Below are 20718 nucleotides of genomic sequence, written 5' to 3' on the forward strand. Positions count from 1 at the left end.
CTTTGCGCTGAAAACGTGAACGTGTGCCTCGTTGCCGCCGCAACCGGTTCCATTGTATATTAGTGGTCACTTCTTTAAATGATGGGGAGACCACGATGAGAAAGATACTTTCAGGCATCGCTTTGGCGTTCCTACTATCAGGCATTAATGCTTACGCCCTCGACCTTCCGGCAGGTGCCAAGAAGGTCACGATGGACGAGTTCAAGGCCTTTGCCGACGGCAAACCCGTCAAAGTCGAGGTCTACGATTTCGACAAGCCCGTGACCGCAGATTTGGTCTGGAACTGGAAGAAGGGGACGATAACGGGCAAGGCCAAGGTCGACGGAAAAACGTTCGGCGTGAAGACCAAGCTGACCTTCAAGGACGACAAGGCTTGCTCGAACGGGAAAGGTGAGAAGCCGACTTGCTTCACCATCTACATTGAAGGGAACAAGTTCTATGAAGTGCGCGACGACATGAAGGTGCACGCCGTCTCAACCATCGGGTAAACCTTCCAACGGACAGCGCGCATCGTAATGGCTGCGCGCTGCCGGACACGCGGTGCAAAAAGACCGCCCGGCATGCCGGGCGGTCTTTTGCTGCGCTGATGTCGTGATCAGCCCTGCTGCTGGGCTGCTTCCTGATCCATCCACATGTATTCCCAGACGTGGCCGTCGAGGTCCTGGAAGGAGATGCCGTACATGAAGCCGTAGTCGATCGCCGGCTTCCAGGGCTTGGCGCCGGCGGCAAGGGCCTTGGCGAGCACGTCGTCGCATTCGGCGCGGCTGCCGGCGGAAAGGGCGGTGATGACCTCGGTGCCCTTGCGGGTGTCGCTGATCTCGCCGGTGATGAAGTCGCGGAACTTCGGCTCGGTCAAAAGCATGACGAAAATATTGTCCGAGATCACCGTGCAGGCGGCGGTGTCGTCGGAGAACTGCTCGTTGAAGGTATAGCCGAGGGCGGCGAAGAATGCGCGCGAGGCCTTCAGATCCTTGACCGGCAGGTTTACGAAAATCATGCGCATGAAATGCTCCTTGGAATGGATTTTGTGTTTTGGGGCGTCAGGCCACTCCACACCATCCGTGAAAAGGCCCAACTCTTTGAAAATTCTCAACTCCGGACGAAGGACCGATCCATGGCCTCCTGGAATTGTCCTAAGGACGTATGCCGGACGACGATCCCGACACCGGCTCAAAGATTTTTTTGAGCCGGGCTGATGTGGGGTGCAGCTTGAGGTATTCAAGCGATCCGGGCTAAGGCAAAGTTGGTTGAAAATGTGCGCGTCGCGACCTTTATCCGGGAAATCGCGATGATCGCAAAAAAAATGCCTTGAGCTGCACGAGGTTGCATGGCCCAGCTAGAACTGTCACCTGAATTCTATGCGGAATGCGATGAAGGCGCTTCGTTTCGCGAAGGGGAAGTTTTTCATCGGCTCGTCAATGCGCGTGGCGGCTCGCTCGCGACACCGGTGGCTCGGTTCTTTGCTTCGCGCCCTCGTATAGCTGCGGAGGGCTTCCATAAACACACCCGGCTCGATTGTTTCATCAATGATCGGAAACTCGTTCCGCAGCCAGAAAGGCTCGCCGAACGGATACTCGCTGCATTGATCCGCAACGGCTCTATCTCGGAGCCGATCTGGCTCGGCTGGCATCGCTCCGAAGAGATCGGCGGGCGAGCCCACGGTGCTGTATTCGACTTCGATTGAACGGCAGTTTGTCCGCGCCGGAGGTCGGCGAAGAACACCAGCCAAGGCATTCTCCTACTTCACAGTGCACACACCATTGGCGCCGCCCTTGCCGGTGTAGGACACGCTCGGCGAGCCGTCGGGATTGATGCTGAGCGAGATGGTAATGCCGGCGCCCTTGGCCTCGTAGTAGTTCTCGTTGAACACTTTCAGCTTGGCTTCCTTGCCATTGATGTAGATCGGGCCGCCTTCGTCGGCATGGACCTCGATCTTGCCGGGGCAGGTGGCGTTGACGAGCGGGATTTTGGCTTCGGCGGCCGCGGCGAAGGCAAGCGTCGGGACAAGAAGGCTGAGAAGGCGCAGGCAGGGTTTCATCTCGCTCTCCAGCGTGGGTTGCAGGTGGCATCGATGGCCAACCGTGACAGGCTGTCGGTGGAAGTCAAGCGCGGCCGCGCGTCATCAACCTGTCATCAATCCGATTGTTTTTTTGCGCTGCACAAGATAGAGGATTGCAGCCGAATTTTATGCAAATGCCTTTTCGTGGAGCAGGTCGCGGCCATCTCCGAAGGCAGCGCGCCAGCACCCCAAAGGGCAGGGCGCCGGCGCGGATTGGAGGGTCCGGAGATGAAGACTTTCACCACCATCGCCGAGCTGCGTGCAGCGCTTGCGGAACATCGCCGCGCAGGCAAGACCGTCGGCTTCGTGCCGACCATGGGCTACCTGCATGTCGGCCATATGGAGCTGATGCGCCGGGCCCGCGAGGAAAACGACATCGTCGTTGCCAGCATCTTCGTCAATCCGCTGCAGTTCGGCGCCAACGAAGACCTTTCCAAGTATCCGCGCGATCTCGCTCGCGACCAGGCGATGCTCGAAGCGGGCAGCGTCGACTATCTGTTTGCGCCGGGTGTTGCCGACATGTATCCGCGGCCGATGGAGACGGTGGTCGACGTGCCGACGCTCGGCAGCGAGCTCGAGGGATCGGTGCGTCCGGGCCATTTCGCCGGTGTCGCCACAGTCGTCACCAAGCTCTTCAACATCGTCGGGCCCGATCGCGCCTACTTCGGCGAGAAGGATTTCCAGCAGTTGCAGATCATCCGCCGCATGGTGGAAGACCTGGCCCAGCCGGTGACCGTCATCGGCGTGCCGACGGTGCGCGAGGCCGACGGGCTGGCCTGCTCGTCGCGCAATGTCTATCTGACGGCGGAAGAGCGGCGTGCGGCGGCGATCGTGCCGAAGGCGCTCGATGAGGCGTCTCGTCTCGTCGCATCCGGCGTCTACGATGTCGCGGCACTCGAAAAGGCCGTGACCGCCTTCCTTGCGAGCGAGCCGCTGGCGAAGCCCGAGGTCGTGGCTGTCCGCGATCCCGAGACGCTCGAGACGATCGAAACGATCGGCGACCAGCCGGTGCTGCTGCTTCTCTTCGTCCGCTTCGGCACGACGAAGCTGCTCGACAACCGTGTGATCGCCCCGAAATCCGCATCATTTGCAAAGGTTGCCTGACATGAGCGTGCAGACCGCCAAGCGCCGGCTCAGCCCCGCCAACATCGAAGCGCTGAAGGGCGAGCGCCCGATCGTCAGCCTCACGGCCTATACGACGCCGATTGCGCGGCTGCTCGATCCGCATGTGGATTTCCTGCTGGTCGGCGATTCCGTTGGCATGGTGCTCTATGGGCTCGACACCACCGTCGGCGTGACGCTGGAAATGATGATCGCCCACGGCCAGGCGGTCATGCGCGGGTCGCAGCAGGCCTGCGTCGTCATCGACATGCCCTTCGGCTCCTACCAGGAATCGAAGGAGCAGGCGTTCCGCAGTGCCGCGCGGATCCTCAAGGAAACCGGCTGCAGCGCGGTGAAGCTCGAGGGTGGCGCGGAGATGGCGGAGACGGTCGAATTCCTCGTCAGCCGCGGCATTCCGGTGCTTGGCCATGTCGGCCTAATGCCGCAGCTCGTCAACACCACAGGCGGTTATCGTTCGGTCGGCCGCAACGACAAGGAAGTGGCAAAGATCCGCCGCGACGCCAAGGCGATCGACGATGCCGGCGCGTTTGGCATCGTCATCGAGGGCACGGTCGAGCCGGTCGCCCGCGAGATTACCGCCGAACTGCGCTCGCCGACGATCGGTATCGGCGCATCGCCGGCCTGTGACGGCCAGATCCTCGTCTCCGACGACATGCTCGGCCTTTTCAACGACTTCAAGCCGCGCTTCGTCAAGCATTTCGCCGAACTGGCGCCGGCGATCTCGAAGGCGGCCGAGGCGTATGCGAACGAGGTGAAGGCGCGCACGTTCCCCGGCATCGAACATACGTTCCAGGTCAAGAAGTAAGGGGCGGCTGGCCCGCGCCGGCCGCATGTTCCAAGCGACAAAGCGTACCGGTTTCTTGATCGGTGCGCCTTTTGTTCAAGCCTCGTTCGCCGAGGCATCATAAAATTCAATCATTGTATCAGCGCATTTGAATTGTTGCCGGGGGCGCAAGCGCCTATCAGTCCGGCACCGGCCGCGCGGCGCGTCATCGCCCCGGCCGGCGGAGGTTTCCATGAAAAAAGATGAATTCTGGGAAGGGGTCCGCGGCGGCTTTCCCATCATGCTGGCAGCATCGCCCTTTGGCGCGCTGTTCGGGGCGCTTGCGGTCGACAACGGCTTTACCATTGCCGATGCTGTGTTCATGAGCGCGACCGTCTATGCCGGCGCCAGCCAGATGGTCGGCATCGAGCTCTTCGGCAACCATGTCCAGCCCTGGCTGGTGGTGCTCTCGGTCTTTGCCGTCAACTTCCGCCATGTGCTCTATTCGGCCTCGATCGCCAAATATGTCCGGCACTTCACCTTCGGGCAGAAGTTCCTCGCCTTCTTTCTGCTGGTCGATCCGCAATATGCCGAGACCGAGAAGCGCGGCGAGCGCGGCTTGCCGATCACCTTTGCCTGGTATCTCGGCTTCGGGCTGATCATCTACGTTCCCTGGATCATCAACACGCTCGTCGGCGCAATCTTCGGGCAGATGATCGGCGATCCCAAGGCGATCGGCCTCGATGTGCTGCTGCCGGTCTATTTCATGGGCCTGGTCATGGGCTTCCGCAAGCGCGACCGCTTCCTGCCGATTGTCATCGTCTCGGGGTTGGCTTCCGTCGCCGGCATGCATTTCGTCGGCTCGCCCTGGCATGTCAGCATCGGTGCGCTCGCCGGCATCTTGCTTGCCGCCATCCTGCCGCCAAGCGGACAGGCTGCAGCGCCGGCTGTCGAGAAGGGGGCATGACGATGGATCCGCAACACCTGAACCTCATCTATCTGATCATCGCGGCGGCCGTTGCGACCTTCCTGACGCGTGTCGGCGGCTACATCCTGATCACCCAGATGAAGCAGATCCCGCCGCGGCTGGAGGCGGCGCTGAACGCCGTTCCGGCGGCCGTTCTCACCACGCTCGTGGCGCCGGCCTTCGTCTACGGCGGGCTCGACGTCACGATCGCCATGTTCATCGCCTTTGCCATCGCGCTCGGACTGAACCTCTCGACGCTGCGCATGCTCGTTATCGGCTGGGTCGTGGTGATGGTGATCCGCCACCTGGTGATGTAGGGCCGATCAGCGTCCGTTATCGGGAAAGCAAAAACGCCGCGCTCAAGGAGCGCGGCGTTTTTTATTGTGTCGGTCGGCGACTGATTCAGCGTGAGAGCGCTTCCGTTGCGGCCTTCAGCCAGGCGCGGGTCTCGTCGCTCGCCAGCAGCGGCGTCAGCTTTTCGCGCGTCTCGGCGTGATAGGCGTTGAACCAGGCGAGTTCCTCGTCGGTCAACAGCGCCGGCAGCACCAGGCGGCGGTCGATCGGGCAGTAGGTGATCGTGTCGAAGCCGAGCATCGGCAGGTCGCCACCGTCGACCATCGTTGCCGGCTGCACGACGATGAGGTTTTCGATGCGGATGCCGAAGGCGCCGGGGCGGTAGTAGCCGGGTTCGTTGGAGAGGATCATGCCGGCCAGCAGTTCCTGCGTCGAAAGACGGGCGATGCGCTGCGGGCCTTCATGCACCGAGAGATAGGAGCCGACGCCGTGGCCGGTGCCGTGGGCATAGTCGGCGCCCGCCTTCCAGAGCGCGATACGGGCCAAGGGATCGAGATCGACGCCGCGCGAGCCCTTGGGGAAGCGCGCCGTGCTGATCGCGATCATGCCCTTCAGCACCAGGGTGAAGAAGCCTTTCTGCTCCTCCGGTACCGCGCCGATGGCGACCGTGCGGGTGATGTCGGTGGTGCCGTTGATGTATTGCGCGCCGGAATCGATCAGGAACATGGTGCCCGCCTCGATCGCCTGGTCGGTGGCGGTGTTGACGCGGTAGTGCATGATCGCCGCATGCGCGCCGGCGCCGGAGATCGTGTCGAAGGAGATGTCCTTCAGCGGGTTCTGCATGCGCTCGCCGACAGTCGTGCGGGCCGCTTCCAGCTGGTTGGTGGCAGCGATCTCGGTCACCGTGCCCGGCTGCTGGCCGTCGAGCCAGGCGAGGAACTCGACCATGGCGGCGCCATCCTGCAGATGGGCGCGGGTCGAGCCTTCGATTTCGGCCATGTTCTTCTGGGCGCGGGGCAGGCGGGCGGGATCGACCGCCTCGACGATCTTGCCACCCTTGGCGCGGATCAGTTCAGAAATTGCAAAGGACGCGAGGTCCGGATCGATCATGACAGACGCGCCGGCAGTGCCGAGTGCGGCCAAGCGATCGTCGAAGGTCGACGGTGCGACGATCTCGGCGATCTGGGTGAGATAGGCTTCCTGCTCGATGCCGGTCTTGCGCTTGTCGAGGAAAAGCTCGGCGCGACCGTCGGTGTGGATGATGGCGCGAGCCAGCGGATGCGGCGTGTGCGGTACGTCGGACCCGCGGATGTTGAAGGTCCAGGCGACGGAGGAGGGGTCGGTCAGCACGACGGCTTCGGCGCCCGCCTTGGAAAGGCCGGCTGCGATCGTCGCGATCTTGTCCTTGGCGAGCGTGCCCGCATGCTCGATCGGCTGGATCGTCACCTTGCCGAGCGGGGCAGCCGGACGGTTCGTCCAGATCCTGTCGAGCGGGTTGTGATCGAGGAAGACGAGCGAACCGCCGAGGGTGGCGAGCGCCTTTTCCAGCCGGCGGACTTCCGCACCGGTGTGAACCCAGGGATCGATGCCGAGCTTGAAGCCCTTGGTTCCATGGTTTTCGAGCCAGAGATGCGGTGGCTCGCCGATGAGGTCGCCACCGGTAAAGACGGCGCCATCGACTTGTTCCTTCAATTGGGTGACGTAGCGGCCATCGACGAAGACGACGGCTTCACGTTTCGTGATGAGAGCGACGCCGGCCGAACCGGTGAAGCCGGTCAGCCAGGACAGGCGCTCGGACGAGGCCGGCACGTATTCGCCCTGGAACTCGTCGGCGCGCGGCACGAGAAAGCCGTCGATGCCGAGGGCCGCGAAGGACGCGCGCAGGGCTTCGGTGCGCTCCTTGCCGAACTGCGGCGTGGAGGTGACTTCAAAAGACTGAAACATGAGGGAATTCCGGTAGATTGAGCGGCAAACCGCGGGAAAAGATGGGCCATGTTAGCGGAAACGGCCCTTTGGAGGAAAGAGGCGATATCCTGCGGGGCGGCCTGATCCCCGGTCCGTGCAAAGCTGCAGTTGTGCTGCGATAAGAGAGCAATTGCCCATTTACCATACATATGCGCTCAGCGCATGGCACCCATGCTCAGAAAACTCTTTCTCTATCGGAATAATAGTTTATAAGCCGCCTCAACGAACACGGACGAACATCCGGTGGTTCAAAAAGCTGCGGTTCCGAGAATAGTTGGTCACTCTGTTCTCCTCCTCCCTCAAGGGTGGTCAGCTTCGGAACAGTAGACGCCCGCTCGAGCACTCCTCCTCCTCAGGCTCGCGGGCATGGTTGGCCACAAGCCAACCAGCAGGCGATGCCTCTGGCATCGCCTTAGTTTCGAAAGGCCGCCCGTCATGAAGGACGAGGCGGCCTTTTCGTTTTTCCCAGGTTGATTTGGTGGGGCAGCGTGCATTCAAAAGAATGCCCCTCACCCTAGCCCTCTCCCCGCAGGCGGGGCGAGGGGACGTGCCCTAAGCGCGGCTCGCGCATGAGTTGACATCGATCCGGCGCGTGGCCGGCGTATGTGGCTGGGCGAAAGAGTGCGGCAAAGCTCCCTTCGCCCCGCTTGCGGGGAGAAGGTGCCGGCAGGCGGATGAGGGGCAAGCCCTCACCGGGCGGATGAGGGGCAGCCTCAATCGCCGCCGGACCCGTGCCTCACTTCTCCAGGTGAATCGTCACCCAGCCGTTGCGCCAGATGGTGCGCACGTGGCGCAGGTGCTGGCCGTTGTAGTGGGCAAGCACCTTCCAGCGCTGTTCGGCGAGAATGCCGGACAGGATCACCGAGCCGCCGGGGGCAAGGTTGGCGACGAGTTGCGGCGCCATCTTCATCAAGGGGCGGGCGAGGATGTTGGCGATGATGAGATCGAACGGGCCGTTGGTGCTGAAGGCCGTCGAATGGAAGCCGGGGGCTGTGGCAAAGGTCATGCCGGTAACGACGCCGTTCACCCGGGCGTTTTCTTCGGCGACGCGGGTGGCGATCGGGTCGATGTCGGTGGCAAGCACCGGCACGTGCATCAGCTTCCAGGCGGCGATTGCGAGCACGCCGCTGCCGGTGCCAAGATCGAGCACGTTGCGAACGGTGCGGGTGCGCGCGACGGTGGCCAGCACTTCGAGGCAGCCGGCAGTCGTGCCGTGGTGGCCGGTGCCGAAGGCCTGGCCGGCGTCGATCTCGATGGCGATCTCGCCGGTCTTGACCTTGTCGCGGTCATGCGAGCCATGCACGACGAAGCGGCCGGCGCGCACCGGCGCCAAACCCTCGAGCGACTTGGCGATCCAGTCGATATCCGGCAGCACTTCGCGGGTGATCGGGAGATGGGCGAAGTTTTCGGAAAGCGCCTCGGTGAGACGTTCGTTCACGCTCTCCTCGTCGACCATCATCATATAGATCGAGGCTTCCCAGATGTCGCGCTTCTCGTCGACTTCCGTCGTGCCGATGGCATAGTCCTCTTCGCCGAAGACCTCGCTCATGCGGTCGAGCACGGCTTCCGCCTGCTTCTCGGTGGTGGTGACGAAAAGTCTGATCTCGCTCAAGGGTCCGTCCTTCGGCTGGCAAATCCGCCGCCCGCACCAAGCCGTGAAAGGGGTGCGCTCGAGCGTCGGCAATCGTGTGCTGTGCGCTATCACGATTGCCCTGCAAAGGCAAAGCGCCGGACGGGGCCGGCGCTTGCATCTTCAGGTCAGGATCGAAGGGCTCAGCCCTTGGTCAGGTTTTCCAGCTTCTTGACCGCCGTTTCCGGGTTCTCCTCGTAGGCGATCGTGCCGGAGAACTTGCCGTTGGCGTCGAGCAGGAATACCGATGCGGTGTGGTCCATCGTGTAGTCGCCATCGGGCTTGGCGGCGTCGACCGGCACCTTCTTGGCATAGACGCGGAAGCCCTTGACCATTTCCATGACCTTGTCGGCCGGGCCGGAAATGCCGGTGATGCGCTTGGAGACGTTGGATACGTACTGGCCGAGGATTTCCGGCGTGTCGCGCTCGGGATCGACGGTGATGAAATAGGCCTGCAGCTTGGTGCCGTCAGGATCGACCTTTTCCAGCCAGCCGTTCAGTTCGAACAGCGTCGTCGGGCAAACCTCGGGGCAATGGGTGAAGCCGAAGAAGAGCGCCGTCGGCTTGCCGGTGAAGGCCTTCTCGGTGATTTCCTTGCCGTCCTGGGCGACCAGCGTGAAGGGAACGCCGAAGGGGCCGGAGGCCGCCTGCTGCTTCGACTGGGTCATTTCATAGGTCAGCCAGCCCAGGATACCCGCCATGACGACGACGGCGGCCCAAAGGACGATGCGGATGGTTTTCATGCGTGCTACCGATGTGTTGGGGCCGAAGACGGCCGTGTCCGGTTGATCGGCCCTTGATACCGCCTTCACGGACCCCGCGCAAATGGGACAATTGCCGCAGGTTGTGGCGGTGCGTTGCGGTCGGGAACTGCCCCTCAGCCCGCTGTCGCGACGTTCTCCCCATCATGACGGGGAGAAGGGGCCGTGGCAATCTCCCACGTCAACACTGTCCGGGGAGAGCTTAAAGGTCAGGGGCGGCGTCCGATCTCGGCGACGCTAGTCCATGCTAGAGGCACCAGGAAAGGCCGGACTGGGCAAGCGCCAGGAACATCTCGGCGCCGTTCTCCATCCAGCCGCGGAAGGCGAGCAGCAGCACGACAGCGATCGCCGCCGCAAGGGTCGCGGCGAGAGGAAGGCGGATCGAGCGCGCGGTCTTCGTGTTCATGGTGTCATCATAGCAGTTCGGGCGGCAAGGGGAAGCGGGCGTGCTTGCCGACGGGCCGTGGTTCTGCACGGGCCCGACCAGACCGGGGTGAAAAGCGGCGGCCGGCGCGCTGATGGATTGTGCCCTTAAATGCCGGGAAAACCGGCGCTTGCAGCAAATATGCGCAAACTCGAAAATAAGGCGTTTTCCCTGGGGATCTATGGGGCGCCTTAGCGAATGTTTAAGGTCTGTTTGACAGTGTTTTTCCAGCGCGGGGGGAGCGTTGTGCTCCGACATGACATGAGGTCATCCGGTTTGATCGAGCCCGGTTTTCCGCATCGATCCTAACGGAGGATCCGGCCCGCGCCGGGTCCGTGAGCATGGACTGTCTATGACTGCCGCATCTTCCCCATTGAAGCGCAATCTTTCCGTAAGCCAACGGCTGGCAACGCTTGCCGGTGCCGCTTTCGTCGGTTTCGGCTCCGTGCTCGGCGTCGGCTGGTACGAGGGCCGCCAGGCCAACGATGCCCTGCAAGGCGCGCTCGCCGCGCAGAACGGGCTGACCACGGTCGACGAGGTCCGGCTTGCGACCACCAATCTCGTGCTCAATGCGATGGACAGCATCATCGACCGCGAGGAGGGCGCGATCCAGCCGGCGCGCGCCGCCAGCATCGCCGAGATCCTGAAGCTGCTCGAGACGAAATCGACCGATATCAAGGCGCTTGCCGGTCTGCTCGGCCGAAGCGATGCGCTTTCGACCTTTGACGCCGACGTGGCCGAACTGCGCCAGGCGATCGGCACGGACCTGAAGGCGCTGATCGAGGGCAAGGCTTCGGCCGACGACTTCGGCAAGATCGACGATGCGATCGACGGCGCCGGCGAACGGGTGGCTCAGGCGCTCGCCAATCTCTCCGAGGCGGCAGCGACGCTGGTTCAGACGCGCGTCGCCGAGGCGCGCGCCACCTCCGACCAGGCGTTCCAGCTTCAGCTCGCCTCTGGCCTCCTTGCCATGGCGACGCTGCTTTACCTGCTCTGGTTCCATGGCAGCACGCTTAGGCGGGGCATTCTGTCCTTGCGCGACGGCATGCAGCGGATCCAGAAAGGCGAACTTTCGACCAAGCTGGAAGCACTCGACCGTGGCGACGAAATCGGCGCGATGGCGCGCTCCGTCGACCTCTTCCGCCTGTCGGCGATCGAGAAGCAATCGCTCGAACAGAGTGCCGCACACAGCCGGCGCGAAATCGAGAAGGAACGCGAACAGCAGCAGCACGAGCGCGAGGAGGCGGTACGCCGCATCCAGGCGGCGATCGACACTCTCGGCCGGGCGCTGACGCAGCTTGCCGACGGCGATCTCGCGGTTGCCATCGACCGGCCGTTCGACGGCAATCTCGACCAGCTGCGGCAGAATTTCAACCAGACGGTCGAGCGGCTGCGCGTGGTGCTTTCGAGCGTCAAGGACAATGCGCTCTCGATCGAATCCAACGGCCGGCAGATGCGCACGGCCGCCGACGACCTGGCGCGCCGCACCGAGCGGCAGGCCGCCTCGCTGGAGCAGACCTCGGCAGCACTCGACGAAATCACCGTGACGGTCCGCACAGCGACCCAGCGCGCCGAAGAGGCGAGCCAGATGGTCGACCAGACCCGCACCAATGCCGAGGAGTCCGGCCGCATCGTCGGCCAGGCGATCGCCGCCATGGCGCGTATCGAGGGGGCCTCGAACGAAATCGGCAAGATCATCAACGTCATCGACGAGATCGCCTTCCAGACCAACCTTCTGGCGCTGAATGCCGGCGTCGAGGCGGCGCGCGCAGGTGAGGCCGGCAAGGGCTTTGCGGTCGTCGCGCAGGAAGTGCGCGAGCTGGCGCAGCGGGCAGCCGGTGCTGCCAAGGACATCAAGGCACTCGTCAGCCGCTCCGGCACCGAGGTCGGCTCAGGCGTCAAGCTGGTGCAGGCGACCGGCGAGGCGCTCGGGCGGATCGGCACCGATGTCGCGCGCATCAACGAATTGATGACCTCGATCGTGATGGCGGCGCGCGAACAGTCGACCGGCCTCAACGAGATCAGCACGGCCGTCGGCCAGCTCGACCAGATGACGCAGCAGAACGCAGCGATGGTCGAGCAGACCAACGCCTCCAGCCACACACTGGCGCAGGACGCGGAGCGACTGACGGACCTCGTCGGCCAGTTCCGCGAGGGGCACACGATGCGGCGCGCCATGCCGACCGCGGCGCCGACGCCCGTGACGCCGGCGGCAAGGACCGCTGCGCCGGTGCCGGCAAACGCACCTTCGGTTTCGGCCGTTCAGCGGCCGGCAGCCAAGGGCACCAGCGAAGCGGTGCCTCTGCGCAAGATCGGCGCGGCCAAAATGGCCTCGTTTCCAACTCCATCCCCCGCCAAGGCCCTGATGGGCAAGCTTGCGGGCGCATTCGGCAACAAACCGGGCTCGGTGCCGTCGACGACGGCCTCCGGTGAGAACTGGGAAGAATTCTGATCATGAGCAACGCAATCAAGCAGTCCGGCGCCTATCTCGAAATCGTGTCGTTCCACCTCGGCGACCAGGAATTCTGCATCGATATCATGGCGATCCGCGAAATCCGCGGCTGGGCGCCGGTGACCCCGATGCCGCACACGCCGCCCTACGTGCTCGGTCTCATCAACCTGCGCGGCGCGGTGATCCCGGTCATCGACATGGCGGCCCGCCTCGGCATGAAGATGACCGAGCCGTCGGAGCGTTCGGCGATCATCGTTACCGACATTGCCGGCAAGCTTGTCGGTCTGCTCGTCGAGCAGGTCTCGGACATGATGACGATCAAGAGCGAAGCTTTGCAGCCGGCGCCGGAGATCATCCCGGAAGCGCAGCGCGCCTTCTGCCGCGGCATCGTCGCGCTCGAAAAGACCATGGTCTGCTTCCTCAACCTCGACACGGTCATCGCCGACGAGCTGGCCCAGGCCGCCTGAGACAAGCTTGTTTGCCGCTTGAGAAAGCCCCGGCGCATCGGCGCCGGGGCTTTCTTGCGTTTGGGCATGATTTCGGCCCGGTTTCGTCCGTTCTGGAACGATACGGTCAAGTTAAACTTCGGCAATGAACTTCACGCTTGGGGGATGCCATTGTGACAAAACGTCATGCGGCCGGCGACGATACTTGTACTAACTTATGATTGTTGCTGGTGCCCGAACGGAGGCCGGGTGCCTGTCTCGCAAACAGGAGTTGAACCTATGACAATCTCTCTCAGGAAACTCGCCGCCGTGCTCTCCGTTACGATGGTCATCGCCGGACCGGCTTTGGCCGATAGCTACTATCCGGGCATCGACGTCAACAACCCTCCCGGAACGATGAACACGCACAAGACGATGACGCCGATGAAGCGGCCAACCGCTTCGGTTGACACGATGTCGACGGGCAGCATCAACAGAACTGCAGCACCGACCCCGGTCTATCGCGACCGCAATCCCTATGGCCAATACCAGGGCGGCGATGGCGATTACTACCAGGGCATCGTTCCGCCGACGGCCTACTAGACTATCCCGCGCCAGTGGAAACGCTTGAAGCGGACAGATGATTTGAAATGAATGTGCCAGGAAGTCCTAGTGCGTTCGCTCGAACGCACGGCACTTCAGGCATGCACGAAAGCGGAACGGGTTGCTCCCAGACTTCTCCCTGTTCCGCACCGAAGAGGTTTCGGAAGCGCCTGCGAAGGGGCAGGCGCTTTCAACCTTGACCGATCGCCTTGCGCGCCGATGCCGGCGGCAGGGGCCGCTCCTATTGCGGCTTGCCGTTCTGCCAATTGACCGTCTGGCCGTAGAGCGGAATGGTGGTGATCGACATCTTCGCCGAGCCATCCGTCAATTCGCGCGAATGCGCCAGATAGATTAGCGTGTCGTTCTTGCGGTCGTAGATCCGCGTGACGAGCAGGTTCTTCCAGACGAGCGACAAGCCGGCGCGAAACACTTCTTCGCCTTCCTTGGAAAGATCGATATCGCCGATTTCGATCGGGCCGGTCTGCCGGCAGGCGATCGAATTGTTGGACGGATCCTCGAACCAGTTGCCGTTCTTCAGCCGGTCGATGACGCTGCGGTCGAAATAGGTGACATGGCAGGTCACGCCCTTGATCTTGGGGTCGGTGACCGCATCGATCATGATGTCGTTGCCGAGCCAGTCGACCCCGACTTCGCCCACCGTTTCGGCGCGGGCAGGCAGGGCGGCGGCGGCGATGGCAAGGCCGGCAAAAAAGAGCGCACGAAGCGAACGCGACATGAATGTCCTCCTGCAGCGCCTGGCGTCTCTCGCAAGGGCGCCGTATCGATATGAATTCGCGCGTATTTTCACCGGGAGGGGCCCTTAGAAACGTGCGCGCGGGCAGCGAGGTTCACATAGGTTCGCCAGTTCGCTTTACAAGGCGCTGGCGGCTCAGGCGGTGCCGCGAAGCAGCTGCGGCTCGAGGTTTCGGGTCTCGGCGGCCCGCATCTGCGCGGCTGCCGCGGCAAGCGCCCGTGCGCTGGCCTCGGGCTGGAAGCGGCCGGCGATGGTGCAGCGGTCGCGGCCGTCGGCCTTGGCGTCGTAGAGCGCCATGTCGGCGCGGATCATGATGTCGCTGATCGTATCGCCGGGCTCTGCTTCGGCAAGGCCAATGCTCACCGTCAGCCGGATCGGGCGATCGAAGCGGCCGATCGGCGTATCGCGCACGGTGCGGCCAATCTCCTCGGCCACCGCAAAGGCGGCGTCCTCCGAGTGGTTGGGCAGGACGATGCCGAACTCTTCGCCGCCGATGCGCCCGAGCGTGCCGCGGCCGCCGAGACAGGCGGCGACGGTGCCCGCGAAATGGCCGAGCGCCGTGTCGCCGACCGCGTGGCCGTAGCGGTCGTTGATCTGCTTGAAATAGTCGAGATCGAGCAGCAGGAAGGTGACGGGTCTCTGGCGCGCAAAACCCACTGCCAGCGCCCGTTGTCCGAGGTCGAGCAAGGCACGGCGCGACAGGGCGCCCGTCAGCTCGTCGCGGGCAATGGCGCTCTTCAGGTCGGTGATCACCCGGTTCTGGATCATCAGGATCACGCCGAGGAACAGCACAGGCAGGTAGAAATATCGAAGCACGACGCAGGCAAAGTCCCAGCTGGCCGACGCAAGCGGGCTTTCGGCGGTGCCGTGCGCAACCGGCGAGAAAATCGTGACCGCGATCAGGGCGGAACAGCCGATGGCGGCGCAACCGATGACGCAGAGGTGCTCGATCGGCCCGGGTGCTGCGCGCCGATGCTGCGAACAGACGGCGATGATCAGCACGAAGGCGGCGGCAATGCCGACGGCCGACAGTGCGTGCAATGTCGCGCTCTGCGGGCCGAAGGCGGCAATCAGCAGCACCACGGCCGAAATCGACGCGGCAGCGACCAGCGGCGTCGACATCGGCCGGAGGACACCGAGCGCCCGGTGAAAGCCCGAGAGCACGAAAAGACAGGCGCCGACGAGAAAGACGATGCCGATCAGTGACAACGGCCGCAGCGCCGGGATCTCGGACAGCATCAGAAACAGCGTCGCCGCGGCTGCAATGGCGCAGGCGGCTGCGAAATCCGTACCTCCCTCGACCATGGAGGCCCGCAGGGAAATCAGCACAGGGAGCATCGCCAGAAGAGCGATGATCGATATGGCAGGGAGAAAGCTCATTTCGAAACGGCCTGTCGTGCTAAAATCAACAAAGGCGGCTTGCGTCTCAGCCAGATATGTGACGCCAATTGGTAGCGATGGCGCCTTAACGAAACCCGGCGAAATCCGTTGCAATTTTAGCGATTGGCCGGGATTGGCCCGGTTGTTCACAGCGGCGCCGGATCAACCGGGAGAGGGCGCGCCGACAGGCGATGAGGCGCGCGCGAGCGGCGGCGCGGACAGGCCCGGTTGATGCTCTTCAGGTGGCGTAATTTGCGCCCGGGCCGGGCATTTGCGCCCCTGTTTTCAGGCCCGATGATGAAACAGGAGAACGAGCCGGGAGAGGCGACATGTTCACGGCGACGTGGCTCTTCGAGGACAGGGCGGATGCCGGGCGCCAGCTGGCGCGCGCGGTCGAAGACGAGCGCCTTGATGACCCGCTCGTGATGGCGCTGCCGCGCGGCGGCGTGCCGGTCGCCTATGAAGTCGCCATCCATATCACCGCGCCCTTGGAAATCCTGATTGTGCGCAAGATCGGTGCGCCGGGGCATGAAGAATTCGGCCTGGGCGCGCTGGTGGACGGTGAGGAGCCGGAACTGGTGCTCAACCGCCGGGCGATCCGGCTGGTCCGTCCGCCGAAAGGCTATCTGGAGGCAGAAACCGAGCGCCAGCGCGCCGAGATCCTGCGCCGCCGAACCCTCTATTTCGGCGACCGTGCGCCGACGTCGCCCCGAGACCGCGACGTGATCCTCGTCGACGACGGTATCGCCACCGGCGGCACCGTGCGCGCAGCGATCAAGGCGCTGCGGCGCATGGGGGCGGGGCGCCTCGTGCTCGCCGTTCCGGTGGCGCCGAAAAGTGAGCTCGCGGAATTGCGCAGCGAGGTCGATCGTATCGTCTGTCTCGCCACACCCTTCGCCTTCCGTGCTGTCGGGCTCTACTATCGCAATTTCGAGCAGACGGCGGACGAGGAGGTAATTGCGCTGATGGAGAAGGCGCGGCTGCGCAGCGAGCGCGATTGATCCCTGTTCCGGGCAAGCTTGGCCGCGGCTGCCGCGACTTTCGCCAGGCATCCGAATAGTTGCGCGAGGCAGCCGAAACCGTCTTGCAAGCCTCCTTCTCCCGCGCCACATTCCCGGCGCGCGATGTTGCCGGGAGAGGGGCGCCGCAGGAGGCGCCCGGAGGAGATGTCATGGCCGCGAAACTGGAGATCGGAAAGACGCTTGAGGATTTCTGCCGGCCCGAGCGAATGGCGCTCATCGTCTACGACATGCAGGTGGGGATTACCAATCAGGTCAAGAACGGCCCGGCGGTGCTGTCCAAGGTGCTGAAGGTACTGGAAGCGGCGCGGGTCGGCGGGTTTCCGGTGATCTTTCTTAGGCATCTGTCGATGCCGAAGCCGCTGATGGGCGCCTTCCAGCTGCGCCAGGCAATGGCCTGGCAGCGCACCGATGATCCGGATGTGGTGCATCCCTGGTTCCTGCGGGGCACGCCGGGCTTCGAACTGGTGCCGGAACTTGCCCCTCGCGACGACGAGGCGATCCTCGACAAGATCACGTTTTCCGCCTTCGAGGGCACGCCGCTCGCCATGATCCTGCGCGATCTCGGTCTCACGTCCTTTGCCATCTGCGGCATCGCCACGGAAATCGGCATCGACCCGACTGTGCGGCACGCCACCGACCTCGGCCTCGTGCCCGTCGTCGTTCGCGACGCCTGCGGGGCAGGACATGACGAGGCCGGCGAACGCGCGATGGAAAACATCGCCTTCATGGGCGATGCGATCATGACCGACGTTCAGACAATCACCGCGGTAATGACCAAACGGTAACACCGCTTCAGCTATTCCTTCGATTTCATCCCGTTTCAGGACCTTGCAATGACCGAAAACCTTCACATCCGCCCGATCGCCCGCACCGACTACGAGCAGTGGCTGCCGCTCTGGGACGGCTACAACGCCTTTTACGGCCGCTCCGGCGAAACGGCGCTCGACCCGGCGATCACTGCGATGACCTGGTCGCGCTTCTTCGATGCCTACGAGCCCGTTCACGCGCTGGTGGCCGAAAGCGAAGGGCGGCTGATCGGGCTGACCCACTATCTCTTCCACCGCAGCACGACGATGATCCAGCCGAACTGCTACCTGCAGGACCTCTTCACCAACGCGCAAGCGCGCGGCAAGGGCGTCGGCCGGGCGCTGATCGAGGGTGTCTACGAGGCAGCACGCGCCGTCGGCGCGCCGCGCGTCTACTGGATGACGCACGAAACCAATGAGACGGCGATGACGCTTTACGACAAGGTTGCGGAGAAGTCGGGGTTCCTGGTGTACCGGAAGGCGGTCTAAAGCTGTCCTTGCGGTTCCTCACGTCGCCCTACGTGCGCGGTCCCGGGTTCGCACGAGTGCAAGAGCTCCCATCAACCGGAGCCGGGATCTATTGACTTTAACGGTACGGGAGATGCCGGATCGGAATCCGGCACTCCAGATCGTCTTCTCGTCAACCTGTCCTAACAGGCGAAACTCACTCACGCCTTCTCGACAAACCCGTCCAGCACGCGCTTCTGGCCGGCGCGGTCGAAGTCGATGGTGAGCTTGTTGCCCTCGATCGCGGCGATGTTGCCGTTGCCGAACTTCATGTGGAAGACGCGGTCGCCGACCGAGAAACGCGAGGGTTCGGTGGCCGTCGATTTCGCCACCAGCTCGCCGTCGATGGTGCGGCCGCGCGGACCGCTTTCGCCGTAGCCGATGCGTTCGACCGCGTGGCCGGAGCGGGTGCCCCAGTTGTCGCGGGTGGCGTCGGAACGGTTTTGCTGCGCGCGCTTCCAGCCGGGCGTCGAGTAGTTGTTCTGGAACGGGTCGGCCTTGTCGAAGCGCGACTGGCCGTAGCCGCCGCGACCATAGCCGCCATAGGACTGCTCGTTTTCGGCCACGTCCACATGGGCAAGCGGCAGCTCCTCGAGGAAGCGTGACGGCATGGTCGACTGCCAGAGGCCGTGGATGCGGCGGTTGGAGACGAACCAGATGTGGCAGCGATGCTTGGCGCGGGTGATGCCGACATAGGCAAGGCGGCGTTCTTCCTCGAGGCCCGAGCGGCCGCCTTCATCGAGCGCACGCTGGTGCGGAAACAGGCCTTCCTCCCAACCCGGCAGGAAGACGGTGTCGAACTCCAGACCCTTGGCCGAGTGCAGCGTCATGATCGAGACGGCGTCGAGGTTCTCGTTCTGCTCGGCATCCATGACCAGAGCGACGTGTTCGAGGAAGCCGCGCAGGCTCTCGAACGCTTCCATCGAGCGGATGAGTTCCTTCAGGTTTTCAAGCCTGCCGGGGGCTTCGGCCGTCTTGTCGTTCTGCCACATCGCCGTATAGCCGCTCTCGTCGAGGATCTGCTCGGCAAGCTCGGTGTGCACGGTGGTCTCGAGCAGGCTCTGCCAGCGGCGGAAGTCGGTGACGACGTCGAACAGGGCTTTCCGAGCCTTCGGCTTCAGCTCGTCGGTCTCGATGATCTCTGAAGCGGCCGCCAGCATGGGCACGTCGCGGGCGCGGGCATAGTCGTGCAGGGTGCGCACCGTGGTGTCGCCAAGGCCGCGCTTCGGCGTGTTGATGATGCGCTCGAAGGCGAGGTCGTCGGCCGGCTGGCAGACGAGGCGGAAATAGGCCATGGCGTCGCGGATTTCGAGGCGCTCATAGAAACGAGGCCCGCCAATGACGCGGTAGTTGAGGCCGAGGGTGACGAAGCGGTCTTCGAACTCGCGCATCTGGAACGAAGCGCGCACCAGGATCGCCATGTCGTTGAGCTTGTGGCTCTTGCGCTGCAGCTGCTCGATTTCTTCGCCGACGGCGCGGGCTTCCTCTTCCGAATCCCAGGCGGCATGCACCTGCACCTTCTCGTCATCCGGGTCGGTTCGGTCGGTAAAGAGCGTCTTGCCGAGGCGGCCCTCGTTGTGGGCGATCAGATGGCCGGCAGCACCCAGGATATGTTCGGTCGAGCGATAGTTGCGCTCGAGCTTGATCACCTTGGCGCCCGGAAAATCCTTCTCGAAGCGCAGGATGTTGTCCACCTCCGCGCCGCGCCAGCCATAGATCGACTGGTCGTCGTCGCCGACGCAGCAGACGTTCTGCGGGACGCCCTTCGGCCGCTGGGCGAGCAGCCGCAGCCACATATACTGGGCGGTGTTGGTGTCCTGGTACTCGTCGACGAGGATGTAGCGGAACTTGTCGTGATAGTCCTTCAGCACATCCGGATGATTACGGAAGATGCGGATCGGGTGTAGCAGCAGATCGCCGAAGTCGCAGGCGTTCAGCGTCAAGAGCCGGTTCTGGTAGGCGGCGTAGAGTTCGCGGCCCTTGCCGTTAGCAAAGGCGCGGGCGTCGCCCTCGGGGATCTGGGCGGGGTCGAGGCCCTTGTTCTTCCAGCCGTCGATCAGGCCGGCGAACTGCTTGGCCGGCCAGCGCTTGTCGTCGATGCCTTCGGCCTGGATCAACTGCTTGATCAACCGCACCACGTCGTCGGTGTCGAGAATGGTGAAATCGGAGCGCAGGCCCACGAGTTCGGCGTGGCGGCGCAGAAGCTTGACGCCGATCGAGTGGAAGGTGCCGAGCCAGGGCATGCCTTCGACCGCATGGCCGACGAGCACGCCGATGCGCTCCTTCATCTCGCGCGCCGCCTTGTTGGTGAAGGTCACCGCGAGCATCTGCGAGGGGAAGGCGCGGCCGGTCGTCAGGATATGGGCGATGCGCGTGGTCAAGACCCGGGTCTTGCCGGTGCCGGCACCTGCGAGCACCAGCACGGGTCCGTCCAGCGTCTCGACGGCTTCGGCCTGTTCCGGGTTGAGGCCTTGGAGATAATCCGGGCGCGGCTGAGCGCGATCACGCGCCGCCATGGCGCGCGCGGCGATGCCGCCGGTTGCCGGAACACCTGCGGGGGCGGGCTGCTGCTTGCGCGGCGCCGGCTCCTCGTCGAAGAAGGGAATATCGTCGAAACCACTCATCATGCGGCTCAATGTAGTGATTCGGTGGGGAAAGGCCAGAAAGGATGTTCTTCTTTTATTCCGTTTTCTGCGCCAGCCGCACCAAGCCTGTGGAAAGACAGGCGATTTCGAGACCGCTTATTCTTGGGCCTGTTTCGTTTGTCGCATGTCGTCGCCGCAA

21 protein-coding genes are annotated in these 20718 nt (G+C 63.5%); 12 read left to right on the plus strand and 9 right to left on the minus strand.

The window, feature by feature from the left end:
- Positions 1–95: 95 nt before the first annotated feature.
- Entirely contained in the window at positions 96–488 is a 393-nt protein-coding gene (locus OKW20_RS18535; RefSeq protein ID WP_043615937.1) for a hypothetical protein, read from the plus strand.
- 107 nt (positions 489–595) lie between these two features.
- On the opposite strand, the gene OKW20_RS18540 is transcribed toward OKW20_RS18535, so the two are convergent.
- Positions 596–1003 (minus strand): VOC family protein, encoded by a 408-nt coding sequence (locus tag OKW20_RS18540; protein WP_429174057.1) that lies wholly within the window; start codon positions 1001–1003, stop codon positions 596–598.
- Positions 1004–1327: 324 nt separating this feature from the next.
- On the opposite strand from OKW20_RS18540, the gene OKW20_RS18545 reads away from it, so the two are divergent.
- Positions 1328–1684, plus strand: a complete 357-nt coding sequence (locus tag OKW20_RS18545; RefSeq protein WP_082005993.1) for a hypothetical protein — start codon at positions 1328–1330, stop codon at positions 1682–1684.
- A 54-nt stretch (positions 1685–1738) separates the two neighbouring features.
- Here the strand turns inward: OKW20_RS18545 and OKW20_RS18550 are convergent, their stop codons facing one another.
- Positions 1739–2038: a hypothetical protein gene (locus OKW20_RS18550; RefSeq protein ID WP_429174059.1), complete on the minus strand. Its 300-nt coding sequence runs from the start codon at positions 2036–2038 to the stop codon at positions 1739–1741.
- A gap of 249 nt (positions 2039–2287) precedes the next feature.
- Between OKW20_RS18550 and panC the strand changes: the two genes are divergently transcribed.
- From panC to OKW20_RS18570, 4 genes are all read left to right on the plus strand, one after another.
- Positions 2288–3163, plus strand: coding sequence for a pantoate--beta-alanine ligase (panC, locus tag OKW20_RS18555; RefSeq protein ID WP_429174061.1), 876 nt, complete (start codon positions 2288–2290; stop codon positions 3161–3163).
- A gap of 1 nt (position 3164) precedes the next feature.
- Positions 3165–3986 carry a 3-methyl-2-oxobutanoate hydroxymethyltransferase gene (gene panB, locus OKW20_RS18560; RefSeq protein ID WP_429174063.1) on the plus strand — a complete coding sequence of 274 codons (822 nt, stop codon included), beginning with the start codon at positions 3165–3167 and terminating at the stop codon, positions 3984–3986.
- Positions 3987–4197: 211 nt separating this feature from the next.
- Positions 4198–4911, plus strand: coding sequence for an AzlC family ABC transporter permease (locus OKW20_RS18565; protein ID WP_429174065.1), 714 nt, complete (start codon positions 4198–4200; stop codon positions 4909–4911).
- Positions 4912–4913: 2 nt separating this feature from the next.
- Positions 4914–5228, plus strand: a complete 315-nt coding sequence (locus tag OKW20_RS18570) for an AzlD family protein (RefSeq protein WP_104663095.1) — start codon at positions 4914–4916, stop codon at positions 5226–5228.
- 85 nt (positions 5229–5313) lie between these two features.
- Here the strand turns inward: OKW20_RS18570 and OKW20_RS18575 are convergent, their stop codons facing one another.
- From OKW20_RS18575 to OKW20_RS18590, 4 genes are all read right to left on the minus strand, one after another.
- Positions 5314–7149: an aminopeptidase P family protein gene (locus OKW20_RS18575; RefSeq protein WP_429174068.1), complete on the minus strand. Its 1836-nt coding sequence runs from the start codon at positions 7147–7149 to the stop codon at positions 5314–5316.
- Between the two features lie 757 nt (positions 7150–7906).
- Positions 7907–8782 carry a 50S ribosomal protein L11 methyltransferase gene (locus tag OKW20_RS18580; RefSeq protein ID WP_429174070.1) on the minus strand — a complete coding sequence of 292 codons (876 nt, stop codon included), beginning with the start codon at positions 8780–8782 and terminating at the stop codon, positions 7907–7909.
- Positions 8783–8943: 161 nt separating this feature from the next.
- Positions 8944–9543 carry an SCO family protein gene (locus OKW20_RS18585; protein WP_043626551.1) on the minus strand — a complete coding sequence of 200 codons (600 nt, stop codon included), beginning with the start codon at positions 9541–9543 and terminating at the stop codon, positions 8944–8946.
- 265 nt (positions 9544–9808) lie between these two features.
- Positions 9809–9967 (minus strand): hypothetical protein, encoded by a 159-nt coding sequence (locus OKW20_RS18590; protein WP_429174071.1) that lies wholly within the window; start codon positions 9965–9967, stop codon positions 9809–9811.
- 370 nt (positions 9968–10337) lie between these two features.
- On the opposite strand from OKW20_RS18590, the gene OKW20_RS18595 reads away from it, so the two are divergent.
- The 3 genes from OKW20_RS18595 to OKW20_RS18605 all read left to right on the plus strand — a co-directional run bounded on the left by OKW20_RS18595 (position 10338) and on the right by OKW20_RS18605 (position 13465).
- Complete coding sequence (locus OKW20_RS18595; protein WP_429174073.1) at positions 10338–12437, plus strand: methyl-accepting chemotaxis protein; 2100 nt, start codon at positions 10338–10340, stop codon at positions 12435–12437.
- A gap of 2 nt (positions 12438–12439) precedes the next feature.
- Positions 12440–12904: a chemotaxis protein CheW gene (locus OKW20_RS18600; protein WP_034792537.1), complete on the plus strand. Its 465-nt coding sequence runs from the start codon at positions 12440–12442 to the stop codon at positions 12902–12904.
- Positions 12905–13162: 258 nt separating this feature from the next.
- Entirely contained in the window at positions 13163–13465 is a 303-nt protein-coding gene (locus OKW20_RS18605) for a hypothetical protein (RefSeq protein ID WP_043621430.1), read from the plus strand.
- A 241-nt stretch (positions 13466–13706) separates the two neighbouring features.
- On the opposite strand, the gene OKW20_RS18610 is transcribed toward OKW20_RS18605, so the two are convergent.
- Positions 13707–14201: a CreA family protein gene (locus OKW20_RS18610; protein WP_192446720.1), complete on the minus strand. Its 495-nt coding sequence runs from the start codon at positions 14199–14201 to the stop codon at positions 13707–13709.
- Positions 14202–14354: 153 nt separating this feature from the next.
- Positions 14355–15599 carry a diguanylate cyclase gene (locus OKW20_RS18615; protein WP_429174074.1) on the minus strand — a complete coding sequence of 415 codons (1245 nt, stop codon included), beginning with the start codon at positions 15597–15599 and terminating at the stop codon, positions 14355–14357.
- 329 nt (positions 15600–15928) lie between these two features.
- Between OKW20_RS18615 and OKW20_RS18620 the strand changes: the two genes are divergently transcribed.
- From OKW20_RS18620 to OKW20_RS18630, 3 genes are all read left to right on the plus strand, one after another.
- Complete coding sequence (locus OKW20_RS18620) at positions 15929–16600, plus strand: phosphoribosyltransferase (protein WP_429174075.1); 672 nt, start codon at positions 15929–15931, stop codon at positions 16598–16600.
- Between the two features lie 170 nt (positions 16601–16770).
- Positions 16771–17406 carry a cysteine hydrolase family protein gene (locus OKW20_RS18625; protein WP_429174077.1) on the plus strand — a complete coding sequence of 212 codons (636 nt, stop codon included), beginning with the start codon at positions 16771–16773 and terminating at the stop codon, positions 17404–17406.
- A gap of 48 nt (positions 17407–17454) precedes the next feature.
- Complete coding sequence (locus OKW20_RS18630) at positions 17455–17916, plus strand: N-acetyltransferase family protein (RefSeq protein WP_429174079.1); 462 nt, start codon at positions 17455–17457, stop codon at positions 17914–17916.
- Positions 17917–18095: 179 nt separating this feature from the next.
- Here the strand turns inward: OKW20_RS18630 and OKW20_RS18635 are convergent, their stop codons facing one another.
- Positions 18096–20561, minus strand: a complete 2466-nt coding sequence (locus tag OKW20_RS18635) for an ATP-dependent helicase (RefSeq protein WP_429174546.1) — start codon at positions 20559–20561, stop codon at positions 18096–18098.
- Positions 20562–20718 lie beyond the last annotated feature (157 nt).

Origin of the sequence: Ensifer sp. LBL (genome assembly GCF_050435225.1) — a bacterium.
In the GTDB taxonomy this organism is placed as follows: Bacteria; Pseudomonadota; Alphaproteobacteria; order Rhizobiales; family Rhizobiaceae; genus Ensifer.

What these genes read in the sequence shown, in the direction of transcription:
- OKW20_RS18535 (WP_043615937.1), top strand. Translation starts at nt 96, where the DNA reads ATGAGAAAGATACTTTCAGGCATCGCTTTGGCGTTCCTACTATCAGGC.
- OKW20_RS18540 (WP_429174057.1), bottom strand. Translation starts at nt 1,003, where the DNA reads ATGCGCATGATTTTCGTAAACCTGCCGGTCAAGGATCTGAAGGCCTCG.
- OKW20_RS18545 (WP_082005993.1), top strand. Translation starts at nt 1,328, where the DNA reads ATGGCCCAGCTAGAACTGTCACCTGAATTCTATGCGGAATGCGATGAA.
- OKW20_RS18550 (WP_429174059.1), bottom strand. Translation starts at nt 2,038, where the DNA reads ATGAAACCCTGCCTGCGCCTTCTCAGCCTTCTTGTCCCGACGCTTGCC.
- panC (WP_429174061.1), top strand. Translation starts at nt 2,288, where the DNA reads ATGAAGACTTTCACCACCATCGCCGAGCTGCGTGCAGCGCTTGCGGAA.
- panB (WP_429174063.1), top strand. Translation starts at nt 3,165, where the DNA reads ATGAGCGTGCAGACCGCCAAGCGCCGGCTCAGCCCCGCCAACATCGAA.
- OKW20_RS18565 (WP_429174065.1), top strand. Translation starts at nt 4,198, where the DNA reads ATGAAAAAAGATGAATTCTGGGAAGGGGTCCGCGGCGGCTTTCCCATC.
- OKW20_RS18570 (WP_104663095.1), top strand. Translation starts at nt 4,914, where the DNA reads ATGGATCCGCAACACCTGAACCTCATCTATCTGATCATCGCGGCGGCC.
- OKW20_RS18575 (WP_429174068.1), bottom strand. Translation starts at nt 7,149, where the DNA reads ATGTTTCAGTCTTTTGAAGTCACCTCCACGCCGCAGTTCGGCAAGGAG.
- OKW20_RS18585 (WP_043626551.1), bottom strand. Translation starts at nt 9,543, where the DNA reads ATGAAAACCATCCGCATCGTCCTTTGGGCCGCCGTCGTCGTCATGGCG.
- OKW20_RS18590 (WP_429174071.1), bottom strand. Translation starts at nt 9,967, where the DNA reads ATGAACACGAAGACCGCGCGCTCGATCCGCCTTCCTCTCGCCGCGACC.
- OKW20_RS18595 (WP_429174073.1), top strand. Translation starts at nt 10,338, where the DNA reads ATGACTGCCGCATCTTCCCCATTGAAGCGCAATCTTTCCGTAAGCCAA.
- OKW20_RS18600 (WP_034792537.1), top strand. Translation starts at nt 12,440, where the DNA reads ATGAGCAACGCAATCAAGCAGTCCGGCGCCTATCTCGAAATCGTGTCG.
- OKW20_RS18605 (WP_043621430.1), top strand. Translation starts at nt 13,163, where the DNA reads ATGACAATCTCTCTCAGGAAACTCGCCGCCGTGCTCTCCGTTACGATG.
- OKW20_RS18610 (WP_192446720.1), bottom strand. Translation starts at nt 14,201, where the DNA reads ATGTCGCGTTCGCTTCGTGCGCTCTTTTTTGCCGGCCTTGCCATCGCC.
- OKW20_RS18615 (WP_429174074.1), bottom strand. Translation starts at nt 15,599, where the DNA reads ATGAGCTTTCTCCCTGCCATATCGATCATCGCTCTTCTGGCGATGCTC.
- OKW20_RS18620 (WP_429174075.1), top strand. Translation starts at nt 15,929, where the DNA reads ATGTTCACGGCGACGTGGCTCTTCGAGGACAGGGCGGATGCCGGGCGC.
- OKW20_RS18625 (WP_429174077.1), top strand. Translation starts at nt 16,771, where the DNA reads ATGGCCGCGAAACTGGAGATCGGAAAGACGCTTGAGGATTTCTGCCGG.
- OKW20_RS18630 (WP_429174079.1), top strand. Translation starts at nt 17,455, where the DNA reads ATGACCGAAAACCTTCACATCCGCCCGATCGCCCGCACCGACTACGAG.
- OKW20_RS18635 (WP_429174546.1), bottom strand. Translation starts at nt 20,561, where the DNA reads ATGATGAGTGGTTTCGACGATATTCCCTTCTTCGACGAGGAGCCGGCG.